Genomic DNA, 21,303 nt, shown 5'->3' on the forward strand with positions numbered 1-21,303 from the left:
TTTAGCTCTGTTGTTTTTAAGCGATTCATAAGATCACAAAACACCATGAATGTTCCCTCGCTTCCCACATTTTTTAATACTATTAGTTCATTGATATATAAAGGCTAATTCTGGGGATACTTTAGAGTTGTCACCCTACCTACGTTGCTTAATTTAACACCGAGTAAACTTAAAACTTACGACTTAGCGCTTAAAACTCTACTATCCAAGCCATAAAAAAAGCAAGCCATCTGGCTTGCTTTTTACATTCTTAAACCTTTAAAACGTTACACTTTCAAGTAGTCCATGATCCCTTCGGCGGCGTTACGCCCTTCGAAGATTGCTGTGACTACTAAATCTGAGCCGCGCACTATATCGCCGCCAGCAAAGATTTTAGGGTTAGTTGTTTGATGGGTAAATTCACCTTGTTCTGGTGCGTTAATGCCGCCCCAGTGGTTTATTTCTACATCGTACTTTTCTAACCAATCCATTTTGTGTGGTTTGAAACCAAACGCCATGAGTACTTGGTCGGCTTCAATCACATGCTCAGAACCCGGGATCACTTCAGCTCTGCTACGGCCTTTTTCATCTGGTTCACCCATTTGGGTTTTCACCATTTGTACGCCTGCAACATGGCCGTTGTCGTTTAGTACGATACCGGTTGGTTGCACGTTAAAAGTAAATTCAACACCTTCTTCTTTGGCGTTTTTCACTTCACGTCTTGAACCTGGCATGTTTTCTTCATCACGACGATAAGCACAGATTACTTTTGCCGCACCTTGACGAATTGAGGTACGTACACAGTCCATCGCGGTATCACCACCACCAAGTACCACAACCTTTTGGTTAGCCATATCAAGATAAGCTTGGTTAGACTCATCATAGCCCATTACACGGTTGGTATTACCGATTAAGAACGGTAATGCATCATGTACACCTGGTGCATCTTCGTTTTCAAGGCCAGCACGCATGCTTTGATAAGTCCCCACTCCCAAAAATACTGCGTCGTATTCGGCCAATATTTCATCCATAGTGATATCAACACCAACTTCAGTGTTAAGTTTAAACTCAACCCCCATTTCGGTGAAAATTTCACGACGTTTTTGCATGACTTGTTTTTCAAGTTTGAACGATGGAATACCAAAAGTAAGCAAGCCACCAATTTCTGGATGACGGTCAAATACCACTGGTTTTACACCATTACGCACTAGAATATCAGCGCAACCTAGGCCTGCAGGGCCGGCACCTATGATAGCTACTTTTTTATCGGTCCATACCACGTACGACATATCAGGCTTCCAGCCCATTTTAAATGCAGTATCAGTAATATATTTTTCAATATTACCGATTGTTACTGCACCAAACTCTTCGTCTAATGTACATGAACCTTCACACAAACGATCTTGCGGGCACACCCGGCCACACACTTCTGGTAAACTATTTGTGCGGTGTGATAGCTCCGCAGCTTCAAGAATACGGCCAGTACGAATTAACTTTAACCACTGTGGGATATAGTTATGCACTGGGCATTTCCATTCACAATACGGATTACCACAATCTAGGCAGCGGTCCGCTTGTGAGTTTACTTGCTTCTCTGAAAAGGGTTCGTAAATTTCAACAAATGATTTTTTACGTGACGAAATTGGCTTTTTGCGGGGATCAACCCGCTGCACGTCTATAAATTGATATACATTCTCGCTCATACTACCCCCTTACTGTGCTTGAACACGAAGTTCAGCACTACTACGAGCGCGATGCCCGAGTAAACTTTTCACATCACTTGATTTTGGCTTAACTAGTTTGAATTTTGGTAAATACGTTTCAAAACTGGCTAAAATAGTTTCTGCACGGCTTGAGCCTGTTAGTTCTAAATGCTCAGCAATTAGACCACGCAAATGCTCTTGGTGTGACGCTAGCTCATCTAACAGCACCACTTCGACTAGCTCTGGATTGATGCGTTTTTCAAAGTCATTACGCTCATCCAAAATATAGGCAAAGCCACCGGTCATACCTGCACCAAAGTTCACGCCTACATTGCCCAGCACGCAAACTACGCCACCGGTCATGTACTCACAGCCATTATCACCTACGCCTTCAACAACCGCTTGCACGCCTGAGTTACGAACCGCAAAACGCTCTCCAGCACAACCTGCAGCAAACAGCTTGCCACCCGTTGCACCATATAAACAGGTATTACCTGCGATGGTCGCTTTGTGACTTTCAAATGACGAACCCAGTGGTGGGCGAATAACCAGCTTACCGCCCGCCATGCCTTTGCCTACGTAATCGTTAGCATCGCCGACTAGGGTCATTTCTAGGCCACCAGCATTCCATACACCAAATGATTGACCAGCGGTTCCGTGTAACTCAATCGAGACAGGATCAGCCGCCATGCCTTGATTGCCATGCTTATCGGCTATATAACCCGATAACATCGCGCCCACTGAACGGTCAGTGTTACAAATACGGCTGACCAGTGAAATACCGCTGCTCTCATCAATTGCTTGTTGAGCTTTAGCAAGTAAGGTTTCATTCAACTTACCTAAATAATGTGACGTATTAGGTGCGCTGCAGTATAAGGTTTCACCAGTTGGGTTATTCGGCTGTGCAATCACTGACGATAAATCAATTTTTTGCTGTTTTGCAGTTTTACCTTCAATCGCTTCGAGTAAATCAAGACGACCGATTAAGTCTGTTAGTTTGGCAACCCCAAGGCTTGCCATAATTTCACGGGCTTCTTGAGCAATAAACTTAAAGTAGTTCATCGCCATTTCTGGTAGGCCATGGAAATGTTTTTGACGCAATGTTTCGTCTTGCGTTGCTACACCGGTTGCACAGTTATTTAGGTGGCAAATACGCAGGTACTTACAACCAAGCGCAACCATAGGACCCGTACCAAAACCAAAGCTCTCTGCACCTAAAATAGCTGCTTTGATGATATCAAGGCCGGTTTTTAAACCACCATCAGTTTGCAAACGAATACGATGACGTAAACCGTTTTCAACCAGCGCTTGTTGTGTTTCAGCAAGACCAAGCTCCCACGGGCTACCCGCATATTTAACCGACGTTAGCGGGCTTGCGCCAGTACCGCCGTCATAGCCTGAAATAGTAATTAAATCAGCATATGCTTTAGCAACACCAGTGGCGATTGTGCCCACACCTGGCTCTGATACTAGTTTTACTGAGATCAACGCTTTAGGGTTTACTTGTTTTAAATCGAAAATAAGCTGAGCTAAATCTTCAATCGAATAAATATCGTGATGCGGTGGTGGCGAAATTAAGGTCACACCCGGTACCGAGTAACGAAGCTTAGCAATATACGGGGTTACTTTTTCGCCCGGCAATTGCCCGCCTTCACCTGGTTTTGCACCTTGCGCTACTTTAATTTGAATAACGTCAGCACTGCGTAAGTAATGTGGTGTTACCCCAAAACGACCTGACGCGACTTGCTTGATACGAGAGTTTTTCTCGGTACCATAGCGTAGTTTGTCTTCGCCGCCTTCACCTGAATTTGAACAGCCACCTAAGCGGTTCATCGCAATTGCAAGCGCTTCATGCGCCTCTGGCGATAATGCACCGATACTCATTGCCGCCGAGTCAAAACGCTTATATAGCTCAGTTGCAGGCTCAACATCATCAATACTGATCCCCTCTGCTGGCAGTTTCAGTGCAAGCATGTCACGTAATGTGGCAATTGGGCGCTTATTAACAAGATCTGCGTATACGCTGTAATCAGAATATTCGCCTGAGCGCACCGCTTTTTGTAGCGTTTGAATAACATCTGGGTTGTACGCGTGATACTCGCCGTCATGCACATACTTTAATAAGCCGCCATGGCTGAGTAATTTACGTTTACTTAATGCCAAAGTATGTAACTTGCGTTGGTCATCATCAAAATCAGTAAAACACGCGCCTTTAATGCGACTTGCCACACCATTAAAACAGGTATCAACAATTGCATCCGACAAACCAACTGCTTCAAACAACATTGAACAACGATACGATGCCACGGTACTAATGCCCATTTTTGACATGATCTTGTACAAGCCTTTGTTGATTGCATTACGATAAGCAAGCGTAACTTGGCAATAGCTCTTGTTGATCACTTTAGAGTCGCTCATCGCAACCAGTGATTCATATGCTAAGTACGGGTAAATTGCCGTTGCACCAAAACCAATTAATACCGCAAATTGATGCGCGTCACGGACACTACCTGTTTCAATGATGATATTTGATTCACAACGTAAATTGTTATCAACTAAACGCTTTTGTACCGCTCCAACAGCCATAGCGGCAGGAATTGGTAATTTATTCTCATCAAAATTACGGTCACTCAAAAACAACATGACACAGCCACCAGCTGCTTTTTCTTGCGCTTCGTCACAAATACGGATTACTGCATCACCAAGGCCTTCTTCTTTGCTGTAGGTGATATCGATTTTGCAATAGCTGTAATGAGCCTGATCAGCGCTCAATAATTGTTGCATGTCTGCATACATTAGAATTGGAGTATCAAACTGTAGACGCTTAGCGTGGCCGGTGGTCTCGTTAAACACGTTTTGCTCACTACCGATACAGGTCGCCAGCGACATTACATGGTTTTCACGCAGTGGATCGATTGGCGGGTTAGTTACTTGCGCAAACTTTTGACGGAAGTAATCAAACAATGAACGGTTACCTTCAGAAAGCACTGCAAATGGCGTGTCATCCCCCATAGAACCGGTTGCTTCTTGACCAATTTCACCCATTACGCGAATAACGCTATCAAGTTCTTCATTGGTGTAACCAAACATTTTTTGATATTTCAGTAATGTTTCATCATCAAATGAACGGTTGCCCGCATCTTGCTCTGATAGCTGCTCAAACGGCGTTAAGCGCTTAACATTGGCCTCAAGCCATGCTTTATATGGGTGGCGAGATTTAAGGTCGCGATCAATTTCGTCTGAGTGCCAAATTTTACCTAACTGAGTATCAATAACTAACAGCTCACCAGGGCCAACGCGGCCTTTCTCAACCACTTCATCCGCAGTGTAATCCCAAATACCCACTTCAGAAGCTAGGGTAATAAAGCCATCTTGAGTGATCACATAACGTGCAGGACGCAGACCATTACGGTCCAAGTTACACGCAGCAAAACGCCCATCAGACATCACAATACCAGCTGGGCCATCCCATGGTTCCATGTGCATAGAGTTAAAGTCGTAAAATGCACGTAAGTCATCATCCATCGCACGGTTTTTCTGCCATGCAGGTGGTACTAGCATTCGCATAGCACGAAATAAATCCATGCCACCAGCTAAAAACAACTCAAGCATATTATCTAGGCTTGATGAATCTGAGCCGGTTTCATTGACAAAGGGTGCTGCTGATTGCAAATCTGGAATAAGCGGCGATGCAAACTTATATGAACGAGCACGAGCCCACTGGCGGTTACCTTGTATGGTGTTGATTTCACCGTTATGCGCTAAATAGCGGAACGGCTGAGCCAAAGGCCAACGCGGTTGTGTATTAGTTGAAAAACGTTGGTGAAATACACAAATTGCGCTGGTCATGCGGATATCGGCTAAATCTAAATAGAAGTTAGGCAAATCCACCGGCATCATTAAGCCTTTGTAGATAGTTACTAACCCTGACAAGCTGGCAATGTAAAAGCCTTCATCTTCGCTTAAACGCTTTTCAGCACGACGGCGCGCAACGTATAAACGACGCTCTAAATCTTTTGGGCGCCAGCCTTCTGGTGCATTAACAAAAATCTGTTCAAATTTAGGTAACTGCTTTATTGCAATTGGCCCTAAACATGATTCATCTGTTGGCACAATTCGCCAACCTTGAATATTGAGGGTTTCTTTTTCGAGTTCTTCACTCAATATATCTTTTGCAGCTTGCGCAAGTACTGGATCTGAGTTTAGGAAAATCATGCCAACGGCATAATTTTTACCCAAGTGCCAATTTTTTTCAGCGGCAATAGCACGAAAAAAGCTATCTGGCTTTTGTAATAATAAGCCACAGCCATCGCCTGTTTTACCATCGGCAGAAATACCACCACGGTGTTCCATACGGTCTAAGCCAGTGATCGCTGTTCGAATTAAACGATGACTTGCCTGACCATTAACTTGGGCTATTAAGCCAAAGCCACAATTATCTTTTTCTAATTTTGAGTCGTATAACATAGACCCCTCCCCTTGCTACAACAGCTAGCTATGAATGACCTTCTCGACGGTTTGCTAGCAGACAGTCAAAACTATCGCCAATTGTACATTGAGTCAATAGCGCCTTGAATACATATTCACATTCTTGAATATTTCTCACCACAACACAATCTTTTTATTTCATGCCTATTTTTAACATTTAGCGATATTTTACCCGTTATTTTTTTATGACACTGGTGTCATATTTAACAAGTTGTAAAATAACCGCTCTGCAAACCTGCAGTTTACGTTAACGTAAACCAGAGTAAAAATGAATAAATATTCACTGAGTTATGTAGCGAAAATAAATGCTTTCTTTTTTATTGAATCTCTTTGTTGTCGTTCAAGGTCGATACCACAGTGCGCATTAGAGTAAATACTCTTTCCAGTGTCTTTTTATAGGTAAATTTAAAGCCACTAATTAATGCATAATTATCATCACAACAGTCACATTTTGCATAATTTACGCTAGTTAGTAAGTTTTTAGCTTGCTCACCCTGTTGACGCCTGCGGCAGCTTCTTAGCCGCCATAGTAAAGTGTCCGCAGCGGACACAATTTATGTCCGCGGACACCAAATAATTTAAAAATAAATAATTATTTCATTAAAATCATGACATTAAATAGTGGCATGATATTCGAATAAACATTAAAAGATAATTACAGGACACAACTTATGTTTATTCTCAGTTTATTTTTAGTTTCACCAATCACTGTCTTAGTAGTGAGCTTGATGATCACTTACTGCGAGAATAGACATAGCTAAGGATCACTCATGATAAAAGATACCAGCGGACAAGATGTAAGTATTACGCAAAGACGCAGTTACAAAAAACCATTAATAGTGCTGGCGCTATCACTTGCCGTACTTGCTTTATGTGCACAAGCATTTATGGGTAACAATCAAGGCAGTATTTCTGTTGACCGGGCTTCTTTACAGATTGCTACCGTTAATATTAGTCGTTTAGTACGTGATGTAGCCGCCAGCGGTAAAATTGTTGCTGCAAATGCTCCTAAGGTTTATAGCCCAGAACGTGGATATGTGGATTTACAAGTTAAAGCCGGTGATAAAGTAAATAAAGATGACATTATTGCTTTAGTCGATAGCCCAGAACTCAATAATGAACTAAAACAGCAACAATCGGTGTTAGCCCGCCTTGATGGTGAATTACAACGTAAGCACTTAGAAGCACGCCGACAAAAGTTAAGCTTAACCAAAACGCTTGATCTCGCCCAAGTAGAGCTCAATGCAGCAGACAGGGAAAATCGCCGTGCTAAGCTTTCTATCGAAAAAAACTTGATCAGCCAAATTGATTTAGAAAAAGCAGTTGATGATCTTGCCCGAGCCAAGCTTTCTTACAAACACGCTCAACAAGAAGTTGAACTTGCTAAAGATACACTCGCATTTGAACTCAAAGCTGCAGAGCGCGATCTCGCTCGCCAACAACTGATCGTTGATGATTTAAATCGTCAAGTCAGAAACTTAACTATTAAAGCCAGCGTCACCGGTATTGTTGGTAACCTGCTTGTACAACAAAAAGAAGCCGTTACCCAAAGTCAGCCGTTAATGACGCTGGTTGATTTAAGTAATTTTGAAGCACAACTGCAAGTACCTGAAAGTTACGCCAACGAACTCGGTTTAGGAATGGAAGTTGAGCTCACACTCGGGGCAAAAAAAGTGACTGGTGTGTTGTCGGCAATTTCGCCGGAAGTTAACAATCGTGAAGTAACTACTCGAGTACGCTTTGACGAAGAGCTAAAAGGCATTCGCCAAAACCAGCGATTAACAGCGCGCATTTTATTAGAAAATCGTGATGACGTTTTACAAATCAAACGCGGTGCGTTTATGCAGCAAGGTGGTACGCAGGTTTACAAAGTTATCGGCGACACCGCACAACTGGTAAATATCACAACCGGGGCAAGCAGCATCAACGCAATAGAATTGCTACAAGGTGTTAGCTCAGGCGATCAGCTGATCATCTCCAGTTACGATAACTTTAAACAAGCGCCAACATTATTACTGAGATAAGAACAACCATATTACAAGGATCAACTCATGCTTAAAATGAACAATATTAGTAAACTGTATCAAACAGAAATGGTGCAAACCCATGCATTACGCGACTTTAATTTGCACGTAGATGAAGGTGAGTTTATTGCAGTAACTGGCCCTAGTGGCTCCGGGAAAACCACCTTTTTAAATATCGCAGGCATGTTAGAACCTTTTAGCAGTGGTGAATATCTGCTCGATGGTATTAATGTTGGCAAACTGAACGACAATCAACGGGCGGATTGTCGCAATCAAAAAATTGGTTTTATTTTCCAAGGCTTCAACCTGATCCCTGATTTAAATTTATATGAAAACATTGAAGTACCACTGCGCTACCGAGGTATTAAAGCAAGCGAGCGTAAACGTCGTATTGAACAGTGCTTAGAACAAGTAGGTCTAGCTTCACGCGCTAAACATTTGCCGCAGCAGTTATCAGGTGGTCAACAGCAACGGGTAGCGATTGCCCGCGCCCTTGCCGGTGAGCCGCGCTTTTTATTAGCCGATGAACCAACAGGTAACCTAGACAGCTTAATGGCACGTCAAGTGATGGAGTTGCTGGAGCAAATTAACCGTGACGGCGCGACCATCATTATGGTGACTCATGACCCAGAACTTGCCCGCAGAGCACCTCGTAATATTCAAGTGGTCGATGGTCAACTTGCCGACTTTACCTTGTATCAAGGCGCGCAAAACCTAAAAAATGTGGCTGGAGTGTAACTTATGCTATTACATTACCTCGATTTAAGTTGGCGTAGTTTTAAGCGCACACCACTGGTAAGCATGTTAATGGTGCTAGCCATTGCTATTGGGATTGGTGTAACCATGACCAGTTTAAGCGTTTATCATATGATGTCGGCGGATCCTATTCCCGAAAAAAGCAATCAACTTTATACTGTGCAATTACAAACCATGGATGAAGGCCATACGTGGTGGACCGAGGATAACCTTCCTATGCAACTGACTTATCAAGATGCAGTCAATTTGCAGAATGCGCCTGTTCCTGAAAAAAAGGTCGCGATGATGCGTACTGGATTCTCAGTGTATCTAGACTCAGACAAAGTAAAGCCGTTTACCAGTAATGCACGGATGACTACGCCTGATTTTTTTAATATGTTTAATGTATCGTTTATTTACGGCGGTGAATGGAGTGAACAACAAGAGCAATCTGCCGCCCCTGTGGTGGTGATTTCAAAAGAACTCAACGATAAACTGTTTGCAGGAAACAACTCAATTGGCCAATTGATCTACTTAGATGATTACAGCTACGAAGTTGTTGGTGTGATCGCTGACTGGTCACTTAACCTTAAGTATTATGATTTAAATAATGGTGCATTTAATGAACCTGAAGATTTATTTTTACCATTTAGCTTAGTCAAAACCAAAGAGCTAACTACTTGGGGCAACAGCAACGGTTGGAAACATGAGAATATCAATAGCTACGCCGATAAAATGCAATCGGAAATAGTTTGGATCCAATTTTGGGCGCAACTAGATAGCGCGGAGCAAAAAACAAACTACGAAAATTATCTTAATTCTTACATTCAAGAGCAAAAAAAGCGCGGCCGCTTTGCCCGAGAAAAACCCGAATATAAGCTACGTGATGTTAACCAATGGATGCAATACAATAATGTCGTGAGTGAAGACAATAAAATATTGGTCGGCTTAAGTTTTATGTTTTTAGCAGTGTGTTTAGCAAATATTCTTGGTTTATTGCTAGCTAAGTTTTTGCGTCGGGCACCGGAGGTAGGTGTGCGCCGAGCACTAGGCGCCAGTAAACGACAAGTGTTTTTACAACACCTTGTTGAAGTGGCTATGCTTGGATGTTTTGGCGGCCTAGTCGGTATCGTACTTGCGCAATTAGGTTTGTGGGCTGTTCGTCAAAGCTATGATTACTATTCATCAATCGCCACAATGGATATCACTATGTTACTCAGTGCGCCTGTTATCGCTATTACAACCTGCATAGTAGCCGGGCTTTATCCTGCATGGCTGGTTTGCCGTACTAACCCAGCTATTTATCTTAAAAGCCAATAAGGAGCACACTAATGTTAGAGATCAAACCTATATTTCATGCTCTTTGCCGCTCAAAAGTCGGGGCAATATTACTCTTAATTCAAATTGCCATAACCACCGCAATCGTTAGTAATGCGGCATTTATTATCCAAGATAGAGTCGCTTTTTTAAATCAAGACACTGGCTATCCTGAACACGATATTTTTAAATTCAATGTGATGACCTTTGGTAAAGATATCGATATAAGTCAACAGTTTGAATTAGACGAAGCGATGTTAAGAGCACTACCTGGGGTTGTAAATGCAGCGCAAAGCAGCAGTATTCCCCTATCCGGTAGTGGCAGTGCATCAAGCTTTAATTTGAAACCGGCTCCTCAAGAAAGTAAAAGTATCCGTAGTTCTTATATTTTCATTGATGAGCATGGTTTAGACACTTATGGTGTAAAACTAATTGCAGGGCGCAACTTTACAGAGGATGAAGTAACAATCACTAATTCACCTACTGAGAGAACTACCAATGTTACTGTTGTCACGCAAGCTTTACTCGATGAACTTTTTCCTGAAGGTGATGGCCTCGGCAAAACAATTTATTTTGGCGATTTGCCTTTGACGATTATCGGTGTGGCAGATCATATGAAGAGCCCTTGGCTTAAAGATAGTCACCCAAATAATGTTGCGCTGATCCCTTATATTCAAGGCAAAACTTACGCACAATTTGCAGTCAGAACCAAGCCTGGTCAACGTGCAGCTGTGATGAAGCAAATCGAAACCGCGATGCTGAATAATTACAATAAACGGGTGATCAACAATATCAATGGCTTAGATCAACTTAAAGACGAATATGTTGCAGCAGACAAATTGATGATGCGTATGCTGATTGTGCTCATCACGATATTAGTACTGGTAACTGCATTGGGGATTTTTGGCTTAACCTTATTTAATATCAGCAAACGCACCAAGCAAATAGGCACTCGCCGTGCATTAGGAGCCCGAAAATCAGCCATTATTAACTACTTTTTAGTTGAAAATGCGATGATCTGCTGCGTGGGCTTGCTCCTTGGCATTATTGCGGCGCTGTTACTTGGTCAATTATTAATGCAGCACTTTTCAATTGCCGCACTGCCACCGAGCTATATCGCAGGCACTGCCATTATGGTGTTTGTTATGAGCTTACTTGCCGTGTTTGGCCCTGCAAAACGTGCCGCCAACATATCACCGAGTATCGCCACGCGAACAATATAAAGCAGCTCCCAACCTATGCTACACTGGTTTAATACCGTGTAGCATTTTGAAATAAAGATAACAAAAACAGCGATTAAATTCACATGGAAAAAATACTTATTGTCGATGACAACCCTGCCATATTAGAAGCCTTGTCATTACTGTTAGAAATTCATGACTATCAGGTTGTGACTGCAAAAACGCAGCTTGAAGCCTTACAAATAGTGCAATACCAACGTATCGCGCTGGTTATTCAAGATATGAATTTTAGCAATGACACCACCTCTGGCGAAGAAGGTAAAGCGTTGTTTTATCAACTAAGAGCTCTCAACCCGCACTTACCGATTATTTTGATCACCGCGTGGACTGAACTGGCCAGCGCCATAGAGCTAGTCAAAGCCGGCGCCGCTGATTACTTACCTAAACCATGGGACGATAGCAAGCTCCTCACCTGTGTTAATAACTTAATCGAACTTGGCCAAGCAAAACAACAAAATGTAATGTATGCGCGCCACCAGCAAGAGCGAACATCAAGTTTAGCCGATGCCAACCTAGTTGGTTTAGTGTATCAAAGTACCGCCATGGAAAAAATTCTCAATATGGCAATACAAGTCGCTAAGTCAGATGTCTCTGTGCTAATAACAGGTGCAAATGGCAGTGGTAAAGAACGCATTGCACAAATTATTCAAGCCAATTCTCACTTAAACCATGCCCCGTTTTTGACCATCAATGCCGCAGCCCTGCCCCATGATTTAATTGAAGCCGAATTATTTGGCGCTGAAGCGGGTGCTTATACTGGCATCACCAAACAGCGAATTGGTCGCTTTGAGGCAGCTGATGGTGGTACGCTATTTTTAGATGAAATTGGTAACCTGCCATTATCAGGGCAAATGAAACTACTGCGCGTGTTACAAACTGGTGAGTTTGAACGACTCGGTTCAACAAAAACACAAAAAGTAAATGTTCGGGTTATTTCAGCTACCAATGAAGATTTAAAAGCGGCTATTCATGCAGGTCGATTTAGAGAAGACTTATATTATCGCCTCAACGTGATTGAGCTAAATTTACCCAGTTTAGCGCAAAGACCAGATGACATTTTAGCGCTTGCTAAACACTTCTTAGGCGAGCGCGAATTATCGCTTACAACAGAGCAAGGATTACTCGCGCACAATTGGCCCGGCAACGTTCGTGAGCTAGAAAATGCCTGTAAACGCGCAGCCGTACTCAAACCTAATGGCGACATTACCCTCGATGATTTTGCTCTACAATCGCAACCGCTGCACACTAACTTTGCTAAACAAGAACCCAGTAGAGTAGAACTAGAACAAGCTATGCGTCAGCACCAAGGAGTGATCGCAAAAGTTGCCAGACAGTTTGGTTTAAGTCGTCAAGCACTATACCGCCGTTTGCAGAAATTTGAGATTGATTACTAATGGAAAAAAATAAACCGGCACTGTCTCTCACTCGTAAAATAGTGCTGATATGTAACATCTCTGCACTTATTCCTGTTTGGCTCATCTGCTGGTTAACCCATTTAAGCTGGCCTTCACTACTAATAACAACGCTGCTCACATCACTGCTGGCAAGTTATTTATCTTTTCGGCTCAGCCGCACTCTGGTGCAAGGCATACACTCACTTGAAACTGGTTTGCTTAATTTTAAAGACGGTGAATTAGCCACCTTACTAGCTTATAACGGTAACGATGAATTAGGCCGCTTGTGTCAATTGTATAATCAAACTGCAAAGCAATTACGCCAAGAGAAACAATGGCTCTATCAGCGCGAGCTGATGCTTGATAAAGTGCTACAAAGCTCTCCCCAAGCCGTTATTTTAAAAAATGATAAAGGCTTTATTGTTTATAGTAACTACAGTGCCCGAGACCTTTTTAATGCCAAAACAGCGCTTGAAGGGAGTCAGTTTGCACACCTGCTTGAAAATGCTCATCCACAGTTAAACAATGCTTTAACGCGCGGTAGTGATGGTTTATTTACGCTAGATACTGAAGACCAAGAATCTCAAGCGTGGCATTTATCAACCGGTAAGTTATTACTTAACAATCAATACCATTACTTATATGTCTTTAAACAACTCACCCGCGAACTTAGCCGTCAAGAAGTGGAGGTGTGGAAAAAGGTCATTCGGATCATTAGTCACGAACTTAATAACTCTCTGGGTCCCATGTCGTCAATGCTGCACAGCGGCCAGTTACTCAGTGAAAAAGTAGACGAACCCAGACTTAGCCGCGTGTTTGCTACCATTTCTGAACGCATCAAACATTTAAACGACTTTGTACAAGGCTATGGCAAATTTGCCAAACTGCCCACTCCTCAGCCAAGCGCAATTAATTGGCAAGTGTTGCTCACACAACTGCAAAATCAATGGTGTTTTATGCTCGATATAAGTAATGACGTGCATACACTGGCTGATCCGACTCAAGTCGAGCAGCTACTGATCAACTTAATAAAAAATGCTCACGAATCAGGCTCTGCAAGCGAACATATAAGTGTCACTGTTACACAGAATATTAAAGGCACACATATCAGTGTAAACGACCAAGGTAAAGGTATGAGTGAGCAAGTGATGGCCAATGCATTGATCCCATTTTATTCAACTAAAGTCGCTGGTAGTGGTTTGGGGTTAGCATTGTGCCGTGAAATAGTCGAAGCGCATCATGGTCAAATTAGCTTACACAATCGTAAGCACGGTGGGCTTAGTGTTCATGTCATTCTGCCCCACGGTCCTAACAAACAATCACAAAAAAGCCGCAATTAAGCGGCTTTTTGTTGATTTGCTGATAAACGTTACTCAGCGTCAGCTTCTTTATATTTAGCTGCTGTTTCGGTGATCAGTGGTTGTAATTCACCACGTTGAAACATTTCAATGATAATGTCACAACCACCAATTAATTCGCCATCAACCCACAGTTGTGGAAATGTTGGCCAATTGGCATATGCTGGTAATTCAGCTCGGATATCAGGATTTAGTAAAATATCAACATAGGCAAACGGTTCACCGCATGACATTAATGCTTGAGATGCTTGTGAAGAAAAACCACAATTTGGTAATTTAGGCGATCCTTTCATATAAAGGATAATTGGATTTTCAGAAATCTGCTGTTTAATTTTATCAATGGTTTCCATCTACAACCTCAAAAGTGACGATAGCTGAACATATTAAGGCTTGAAAAATTTTCATTAAGCCTCATATATGTATCTTAAAGTGGGCAAATAAAGCCGCAATCGAAATAGTCTTGCATTTGCACTGCTGTTTGGCATTGCTGTTTGCTAAAACTTGAGTAAAATACTCAACAATTATAGTAACACTATAATCTCATTTGGTATAGGTAACTACCCTGTTTGAACAGGCATTAACTATTACTATTTGAACTATCAACCAAAAGAAGATGGAGATAAAAAATGGCATTTGAACTACCGTCACTACCATATGCAATTAATGCACTTGAGCCACATATTTCACAAGAAACATTAGAGTTTCACCACGGCAAGCACCACAACACTTATGTGACTAAACTTAACGGTTTAATCCCAGGTACTGAATTTGAAGGTAAATCACTTGAAGAAATCGTATGTTCTTCTGAAGGTGGCGTATTTAACAATGCAGCACAGATCTGGAACCATACTTTTTACTGGAACAGCCTATCTCCAAATGGCGGTGGCGAAGCAACAGGCGCTGTTGCAGATGCTATCAATGCTAAATGGGGTTCTTTTGAAGCATTCCAAGCAGCTTTTGATGATAAAGCAGTAAACAACTTTGGTTCAAGCTGGACATGGTTAGTTAAATTAGCTGATGGTTCTTTAGACATCGTTAATACTTCTAACGCTGCAACGCCACTAACTCAAGACGGTGTAACACCGATACTGACTGTGGACCTGTGGGAACATGCTTACTACATTGATTTCCGTAACGTTCGTCCAGACTACTTAAAAGCATTCTGGTCGCTTGTTAACTGGGAATTCGCGAACGCTAACTTCGCATAATTGATTGCCCGTTCTGAGCAAGCCCAATTTAAAAGACGCTCCGGCGTCTTTTTTGTTTTCTAACATAAATTTTTAATTTTATTGCACAAAAAATCAAATTCGTGACTAAGCTTTAAATAACCTTTGCTTCTTTTTTAATTTGTAAGCACCTAGTTTAAGCAGGTTTTTCGGAGGTTTCCATGAGTATTTTTGAGCATTACCAAGCACGATACGAAGCGGCACAAGAAGAAGAGTATAGTATCGCTGAGTTCTTAGAGATTTGTAAAACTGATAAGTCGGCTTATGCCAGCGCACCAGAGCGATTATTAGCGGCCATTGGTGAGCCAAAAATGATCGATACTTCCAAGGATGCACGGTTAAGTCGATTATTTTCAAACAGAGTAGTAGCACGTTACCCTGCCTTTAATGATTTTTACGGTATGGAGGATGCGATTGAACAAATCGTTTCTTACCTAAAACATGCCGCGCAAGGCCTTGAAGAGTGTAAACAAGTGCTTTATCTACTTGGGCCTGTAGGCGGTGGTAAATCATCGATTGCCGAAAAGCTAAAATATTTAATGCAACAAGTGCCTATTTACTCAATTAAAGGCTCACCGGTCAATGACCACCCGTTGGCGCTTTTTGATCCTAATGAAGATGCTGAGCTGATGGCAAAAGAATACGGAATAAAGCCCCGTTACTTAAAAACCATTATGTCACCCTGGGCCACTAAGCGCTTATCTGAATTTAATGGTGATATTAGCCAGTTTAAAGTGGTAAAACGCTACCCCTCTATTTTAAATCAAATTGCTATTGCAAAAACTGAACCTGGGGATGAAAACAACCAAGATATTTCCGCTTTAGTCGGTAAAGTTGATATTCGCAAACTAGAACATTTTGCTCAAAACGATGCTGATGCTTATGCTTATTCCGGTTCATTATGTCTTGCAAATCAAGGGTTAATGGAATTTGTTGAGATGTTTAAAGCGCCAATCAAAGTATTGCATCCGCTTTTAACAGCCACGCAAGAGGGAAATTATAATGGCACCGAAGGTATTAGTGCACTGCCCTTTAATGGCATGATTTTGGCTCATTCAAACGAATCAGAATGGCAGACCTTTAAAAACAACAAGAACAATGAAGCCTTTTTAGACCGTGTTTACATCGTCAAAGTGCCGTATTGTTTACGTGCATCTGAAGAGGTAAAAATCTACGACAAGCTATTGGAACATAGTGAATTATATAATGCTCCTTGCGCGCCAGGCACACTGGAAACATTGGCAAAATTTACCACGCTATCACGGTTAAAAGATCCCGAAAATTCCAGTATCTACTCAAAAATGCGGGTATATGACGGCGAAAGCTTGAAAGACACCGATCCTAAAGCTAAATCGTATCAAGAGTATCGAGATTATGCCGGTGTTGATGAAGGCATGACCGGACTATCAACTCGGTTTGCATTTAAAATTTTATCGCGCGTGTTTAACTTTGACACACTTGAGGTAGCGGCAAACCCAGTGCATTTATTTTATGTATTAGAGCAACAAATTGAACGAGAGCAATTCTCTGCCGACGTTGAAGAACGCTACTTAAGCCACTTGAAAGGCTATTTAATCCCGCAGTATGTTGAGTTTATTGGTAAAGAACTGCAAACAGCTTATTTAGAGTCCTACTCTGAGTACGGGCAAAACATTTTTGACCGCTATGTCACTTATGCTGATTTTTGGATCCAAGACCAAGAGTATCGCGACCCTGATACCGGCCAGCTATTCAACCGCGAAGCATTAAATGCCGAACTTGAAAAAATTGAAAAACCAGCCGGCATTTCAAATCCAAAAGATTTCCGTAACGAAATCGTTAATTTTGTATTGCGTGCACGGGCGCACAACAACGGTAAAAATCCATTGTGGACCAGCTATGAAAAACTGCGCACTGTGATTGAGAAAAAAATGTTCTCCAATACTGAAGAACTATTACCCGTTATTTCTTTCAATGCGAAAACATCCGCAGAAGATCAGAAAAAACATGAAGATTTTGTCAATCGTATGGTGGAAAAAGGATATACCCAAAAGCAAGTTCGTTTGTTATCAGAGTGGTATTTACGCGTGCGTAAATCGCAATAACACGCAGCTGTGTATTTTTAGGGGGTCTTTATGGCGCATTTTATAGACCGTCGCCTGAACGGTAAGAATAAGAGCACGTTAAATCGTCAACGCTTTATCAGGCGCTATAAAAAACAGATCAAAGAAGCGGTGTCAGATGCAATAAATAAACGCAGTGTCACTGATTCCAGTAGCGGTGAGAGTATTTCAATTCCGCAACGGGATATAAGTGAACCTACTTTTCATCAAGGTAAAGGGGGCGATAGAGAACAAATTCATCCTGGTAACGATCAGTTCTCAACCGGTGATAAAATTAAACGCCCGCAAGGTGGCCAAGGTGGTGGAGCCGGCGAAGGTGAAGCGAGTGACTCTGGTGAAGGAGAAGATGACTTTGTCTTCTCGATTTCTAAAGATGAGTACCTAGACTTACTGTTTGAAGACTTAGAACTGCCAAATTTACAGCAAAACCAGTTAGACAAACTCGTGCAAATGAAAACTCATCGTGCTGGTTTTTGTAGTGATGGTATGCCGAGTAATATTGATATTGTGCGTTCACTTCAGGGCTCACTTGCAAGGCGTGTTGCGATGAGCGCGGGTAAAAAGCGTCAATTAGCAGAGCTTGAAGCACAGCTTTGCCTATTAATGGCTGAGCCTGAACCAGATATAGCTGCTATTGCATTAATGGAGCAAGAAATCGCCGCATTACAAAAACGCATCAGTGCAGTGCCCTTTATTGATAATTACGATTTGCGTTTTCGTAACTATGAAAAACAGCCTCATCCAACTAGTAAAGCGGTGATGTTTTGTATTATGGATGTGTCGGGCTCGATGGATCAAGCAACCAAAGATATGGCAAAACGTTTTTATATTTTGCTTTATCAATTTTTGACCCGCAGTTATAAAGACATTGAAGTGGTGTATATTCGCCATCATACCCAAGCCAAAGAGGTCGACGAACAGGAGTTTTTCTATTCCCAAGAAACTGGCGGCACAATTGTCTCCAGCGCACTGAAGTTAATGAATGAGATAATTACCGAGCGTTATAACGCTGGCGAGTGGAATGTGTATGCAGCACAAGCCTCAGATGGCGACAATTGGGCTGATGACTCTCCCCAATGCTCAGAGATCTTACGCAACAAGTTGCTCAGTACCATTCGCTATTACGCTTATATTGAGATCACTACCCGCGCCCATCAGAGTCTATGGCGTGAGTATCAAAATATTTGTCAAACTCATAATAACTTTGCTATTCAACATATACGCAATGTTGAAGATATTTACCCTATTTTCCGTGAGTTATTCAAGAAGAGTCGTCAACACCAAGGGGCAGCCTAGGCTGTACAGCGAGGTATTTATATGACCAATAAACGAATGAGCGATGGGCCAGATTGGACATTTGAATTACTACAACAATACCAAGACGAAATTGCCCGCGTGGCTGAACATTATCGCCTCGATACTTATCCTAATCAGATTGAAGTGATCACCGCAGAACAAATGATGGATGCCTATTCCAGTGTTGGTATGCCTATTGGCTATAGTCACTGGTCTTATGGTAAAAAATTTATTCAAACTGAGCAAAATTACAAACGCGGACAAATGGGATTGGCTTATGAAATTGTCATAAACTCGAATCCTTGTATTGCTTATTTAATGGAAGAAAATACCCTTCCAATGCAGGCTTTAGTGATGGCGCACGCTTGCTACGGGCACAACTCGTTTTTTAAAGGTAATTATTTATTTAAAACATGGACTGATGCCAGCTCTATTATTGACTACCTATTATTTGCAAAAAATTATATTGCTCGTTGCGAAGAAAAACATGGCATTGATGAAGTCGAAAACCTACTTGATTCATGCCATGCACTTATGAATTACGGTGTCGATCGTTATAAACGCCCACAGCAAATATCTTTATTTGAAGAACAAAAACGCCAACAAGAGCGCGAAGATTACTTACAATCACAAGTGAACGAACTTTGGCGCACAATACCTTCACATCAACAGGAAACTAAAAAACACGAGCGTCATTTTCCTTCAGAGCCACAAGAAAATATTTTGTATTTTATAGAAAAAAACGCGCCATTACTGGAATCTTGGCAACGAGAAATAATTCGTATTGTGCGTAAAATCTCACAATATTTTTATCCTCAAAAGCAAACCCAAGTAATGAATGAAGGCTGGGCAACGTTTTGGCATTATACTATTTTGAATCACTTATATGATGAAGGGAAACTCACTGACTCATTCATGTTAGAGTTTTTACAAAGTCATACTAATGTTGTGTATCAGCCCCCTTACAATAGTAATTATTATTCGGGTATTAACCCTTATGCGCTGGGTTTTAATATGATGGTGGATATCCGCCGTATTTGTGAAAACCCTACCGAAGAAGATAAACAGTGGTTTCCAGAATATGCCGGGAGCAACTGGTTAGATACGCTGCACTTTGCAATGGAAAACTTTAAAGACGAAAGTTTTATTAGTCAATTTTTATCACCCAAACTTATCCGTGACTTTAAATTATTCACTATTATCGATCACGAAAAAGATCCGAATCTACAAGTTGGTGCGATCCACGATGAAAGCGGCTATCACGCGGTACGGACTGCGCTCTCAGCACAATATAACCTCAGTAATCACGAACCCAATATTCAGATCTATGATGTTGATATTAGAGGTGATCGCTCTTTAACCTTGCGCTACGTGCCACATCAGGATATTCCACTGGCAAAGTCTCACCATGAGGTATTAAAACACCTTTACAGACTATGGGGCTTTAAGGTAAAACTGGAACAAGAGTCAACTTCTGGCGAATTGAATATACTCGGGCAATGTCCATCAGATGATTCACGCCATACAACAGAGTGAATAGAATGGATAAAAAGCTTCTCGTACTAATTGATTCAGTAGAATTTGCACGTACTGCTATTTTGCACGCGAAACACAAAGCAATTGGTAAGCAAAAACATATTGATATTGTCGCCTTTGCCTATGAAAGTGCTGGTAATATTTTGTTCTCGCCGCCAGCTGAACAATTGCAAGTAATTCAAGAAACAAGGTTGGCTACTCTCAAAAAAGAATTAGTACCACTACTTGAAAGCGAATTGTCAGAATCAGATTATTCATTAAATATTATTTGGCATGAAGCGCCCGAGCAATGGTTAGCCAATGAGAGTGACTTTGAAAACTATGAGATGGTGATAAAAACGCGCCATATTGACGAACATTGTCAATTTAGTGAACTTGACTGGCAGTTGATCCGCTTTACCCCACTACCACTTTATTTAGCTGCGGATAATACCTGGCGCAATAACACCAATGTGTTAGCTGCACTTGATTTAGGTAGCGAAAAAGCCACTAAATACAAACTAAACAAAGATATGATTGAAACTGGTTTAGCTTATTCCAAGCATTATGACTGTCAGTTTTATACTTGTTATACCGTTCATGTTTCCCCAATTTTAAGAGACTTAGGCATTGTATTTTCAGACGAACAAGTACTGAATGCTTTTGAGAAACTACCTGTCATTCAACGTAATTTAATTCTTGAGCACGATCTTAAAAATAACCTTCACATAAAAGCGGGCTTAGCCGAGCAAGTGATCCCAAGTATTGCAGCTAAGCTTAATGCAGGTCTTGTGATCATGGGCTCAGTAGGCAACATAGGTATAAAAGGTAAGTTAATTGGCAATACCGCTGAAAAAGTTATGCGGTTACTAAAAACAGACTTGCTTATTTTACCTCCTGAATGTTAGATAATTGCTAGTGATAA

General features: G+C 41.6%; 14 protein-coding genes. 11 read left to right on the forward strand and 3 right to left on the reverse strand.

The window, feature by feature from the left end; genetic code table 11:
* Positions 1-266 precede the first annotated feature (266 nt).
* Both H5154_RS20600 and gltB read right to left on the reverse strand, forming a co-directional pair.
* The gene (locus H5154_RS20600) at positions 267-1,682 is read right to left on the reverse strand and encodes an FAD-dependent oxidoreductase (protein ID WP_182719477.1); all 1,416 of its coding nucleotides are present in this window, start codon (positions 1,680-1,682) and stop codon (positions 267-269) included.
* A 9-nt stretch (positions 1,683-1,691) separates the two neighbouring features.
* On the reverse strand, positions 1,692-6,149 hold the full coding sequence (gltB, locus tag H5154_RS20605; protein WP_145242134.1) for a glutamate synthase large subunit: 4,458 nt from the start codon (positions 6,147-6,149) through the stop codon (positions 1,692-1,694).
* A gap of 791 nt (positions 6,150-6,940) precedes the next feature.
* Here gltB and H5154_RS20610 point away from each other — a divergent pair.
* From H5154_RS20610 to H5154_RS20635, 6 genes are all read left to right on the forward strand, one after another.
* Positions 6,941-8,194 carry an efflux RND transporter periplasmic adaptor subunit gene (locus H5154_RS20610; protein WP_182719478.1) on the forward strand — a complete coding sequence of 418 codons (1,254 nt, stop codon included), beginning with the start codon at positions 6,941-6,943 and terminating at the stop codon, positions 8,192-8,194.
* A 27-nt stretch (positions 8,195-8,221) separates the two neighbouring features.
* Positions 8,222-8,932, forward strand: coding sequence for an ABC transporter ATP-binding protein (locus H5154_RS20615; protein ID WP_182719479.1), 711 nt, complete (start codon positions 8,222-8,224; stop codon positions 8,930-8,932).
* Positions 8,933-8,935: 3 nt separating this feature from the next.
* Positions 8,936-10,249 (forward strand): ABC transporter permease, encoded by a 1,314-nt coding sequence (locus tag H5154_RS20620; RefSeq protein ID WP_182719480.1) that lies wholly within the window; start codon positions 8,936-8,938, stop codon positions 10,247-10,249.
* A gap of 11 nt (positions 10,250-10,260) precedes the next feature.
* Positions 10,261-11,469 (forward strand): ABC transporter permease, encoded by a 1,209-nt coding sequence (locus H5154_RS20625; protein ID WP_182719481.1) that lies wholly within the window; start codon positions 10,261-10,263, stop codon positions 11,467-11,469.
* Positions 11,470-11,552: 83 nt separating this feature from the next.
* The gene (locus H5154_RS20630; RefSeq protein WP_182719482.1) at positions 11,553-12,881 is read left to right on the forward strand and encodes a sigma-54 dependent transcriptional regulator; all 1,329 of its coding nucleotides are present in this window, start codon (positions 11,553-11,555) and stop codon (positions 12,879-12,881) included.
* Positions 12,881-14,221 (forward strand): PAS domain-containing sensor histidine kinase, encoded by a 1,341-nt coding sequence (locus H5154_RS20635; RefSeq protein WP_182719483.1) that lies wholly within the window; start codon positions 12,881-12,883, stop codon positions 14,219-14,221. The genes H5154_RS20630 and H5154_RS20635 overlap by 1 nt, the downstream gene beginning before the upstream one ends.
* Before the next feature lie 29 nt (positions 14,222-14,250).
* On the opposite strand, the gene H5154_RS20640 is transcribed toward H5154_RS20635, so the two are convergent.
* A complete protein-coding gene (locus tag H5154_RS20640) occupies positions 14,251-14,589 on the reverse strand; it encodes a Grx4 family monothiol glutaredoxin (RefSeq protein ID WP_064665960.1) in 339 nt (112 codons plus the stop codon).
* Positions 14,590-14,865: 276 nt separating this feature from the next.
* Between H5154_RS20640 and H5154_RS20645 the strand changes: the two genes are divergently transcribed.
* From H5154_RS20645 to H5154_RS20665, 5 genes are all read left to right on the forward strand, one after another.
* The gene (locus tag H5154_RS20645) at positions 14,866-15,447 is read left to right on the forward strand and encodes a superoxide dismutase (RefSeq protein WP_145242146.1); all 582 of its coding nucleotides are present in this window, start codon (positions 14,866-14,868) and stop codon (positions 15,445-15,447) included.
* Between the two features lie 179 nt (positions 15,448-15,626).
* Positions 15,627-17,549 (forward strand): PrkA family serine protein kinase, encoded by a 1,923-nt coding sequence (locus H5154_RS20650; protein WP_149982777.1) that lies wholly within the window; start codon positions 15,627-15,629, stop codon positions 17,547-17,549.
* A gap of 30 nt (positions 17,550-17,579) precedes the next feature.
* Positions 17,580-18,863, forward strand: a complete 1,284-nt coding sequence (locus H5154_RS20655) for a YeaH/YhbH family protein (RefSeq protein WP_145242150.1) — start codon at positions 17,580-17,582, stop codon at positions 18,861-18,863.
* A gap of 21 nt (positions 18,864-18,884) precedes the next feature.
* Positions 18,885-20,399 carry a SpoVR family protein gene (locus H5154_RS20660; protein WP_182719484.1) on the forward strand — a complete coding sequence of 505 codons (1,515 nt, stop codon included), beginning with the start codon at positions 18,885-18,887 and terminating at the stop codon, positions 20,397-20,399.
* 5 nt (positions 20,400-20,404) lie between these two features.
* On the forward strand, positions 20,405-21,286 hold the full coding sequence (locus H5154_RS20665; RefSeq protein WP_149982779.1) for a universal stress protein: 882 nt from the start codon (positions 20,405-20,407) through the stop codon (positions 21,284-21,286).
* Positions 21,287-21,303: the final 17 nt, after the last annotated feature.

The organism is Pseudoalteromonas sp. SR44-5 (genome assembly GCF_014163675.1).
Classification (GTDB): domain Bacteria; phylum Pseudomonadota; class Gammaproteobacteria; order Enterobacterales; family Alteromonadaceae; genus Pseudoalteromonas; species Pseudoalteromonas rhizosphaerae.

Bases quoted from the DNA above. Each gene is read 5' to 3' on its own strand.
- H5154_RS20600 (WP_182719477.1), bottom strand. From the start codon at position 1,682: ATGAGCGAGAATGTATATCAATTTATAGACGTGCAGCGGGTTGATCCC.
- gltB (WP_145242134.1), bottom strand. From the start codon at position 6,149: ATGTTATACGACTCAAAATTAGAAAAAGATAATTGTGGCTTTGGCTTA.
- H5154_RS20610 (WP_182719478.1), top strand. From the start codon at position 6,941: ATGATAAAAGATACCAGCGGACAAGATGTAAGTATTACGCAAAGACGC.
- H5154_RS20615 (WP_182719479.1), top strand. From the start codon at position 8,222: ATGCTTAAAATGAACAATATTAGTAAACTGTATCAAACAGAAATGGTG.
- H5154_RS20620 (WP_182719480.1), top strand. From the start codon at position 8,936: ATGCTATTACATTACCTCGATTTAAGTTGGCGTAGTTTTAAGCGCACA.
- H5154_RS20625 (WP_182719481.1), top strand. From the start codon at position 10,261: ATGTTAGAGATCAAACCTATATTTCATGCTCTTTGCCGCTCAAAAGTC.
- H5154_RS20630 (WP_182719482.1), top strand. From the start codon at position 11,553: ATGGAAAAAATACTTATTGTCGATGACAACCCTGCCATATTAGAAGCC.
- H5154_RS20635 (WP_182719483.1), top strand. From the start codon at position 12,881: ATGGAAAAAAATAAACCGGCACTGTCTCTCACTCGTAAAATAGTGCTG.
- H5154_RS20640 (WP_064665960.1), bottom strand. From the start codon at position 14,589: ATGGAAACCATTGATAAAATTAAACAGCAGATTTCTGAAAATCCAATT.
- H5154_RS20645 (WP_145242146.1), top strand. From the start codon at position 14,866: ATGGCATTTGAACTACCGTCACTACCATATGCAATTAATGCACTTGAG.
- H5154_RS20650 (WP_149982777.1), top strand. From the start codon at position 15,627: ATGAGTATTTTTGAGCATTACCAAGCACGATACGAAGCGGCACAAGAA.
- H5154_RS20655 (WP_145242150.1), top strand. From the start codon at position 17,580: ATGGCGCATTTTATAGACCGTCGCCTGAACGGTAAGAATAAGAGCACG.
- H5154_RS20660 (WP_182719484.1), top strand. From the start codon at position 18,885: ATGACCAATAAACGAATGAGCGATGGGCCAGATTGGACATTTGAATTA.
- H5154_RS20665 (WP_149982779.1), top strand. From the start codon at position 20,405: ATGGATAAAAAGCTTCTCGTACTAATTGATTCAGTAGAATTTGCACGT.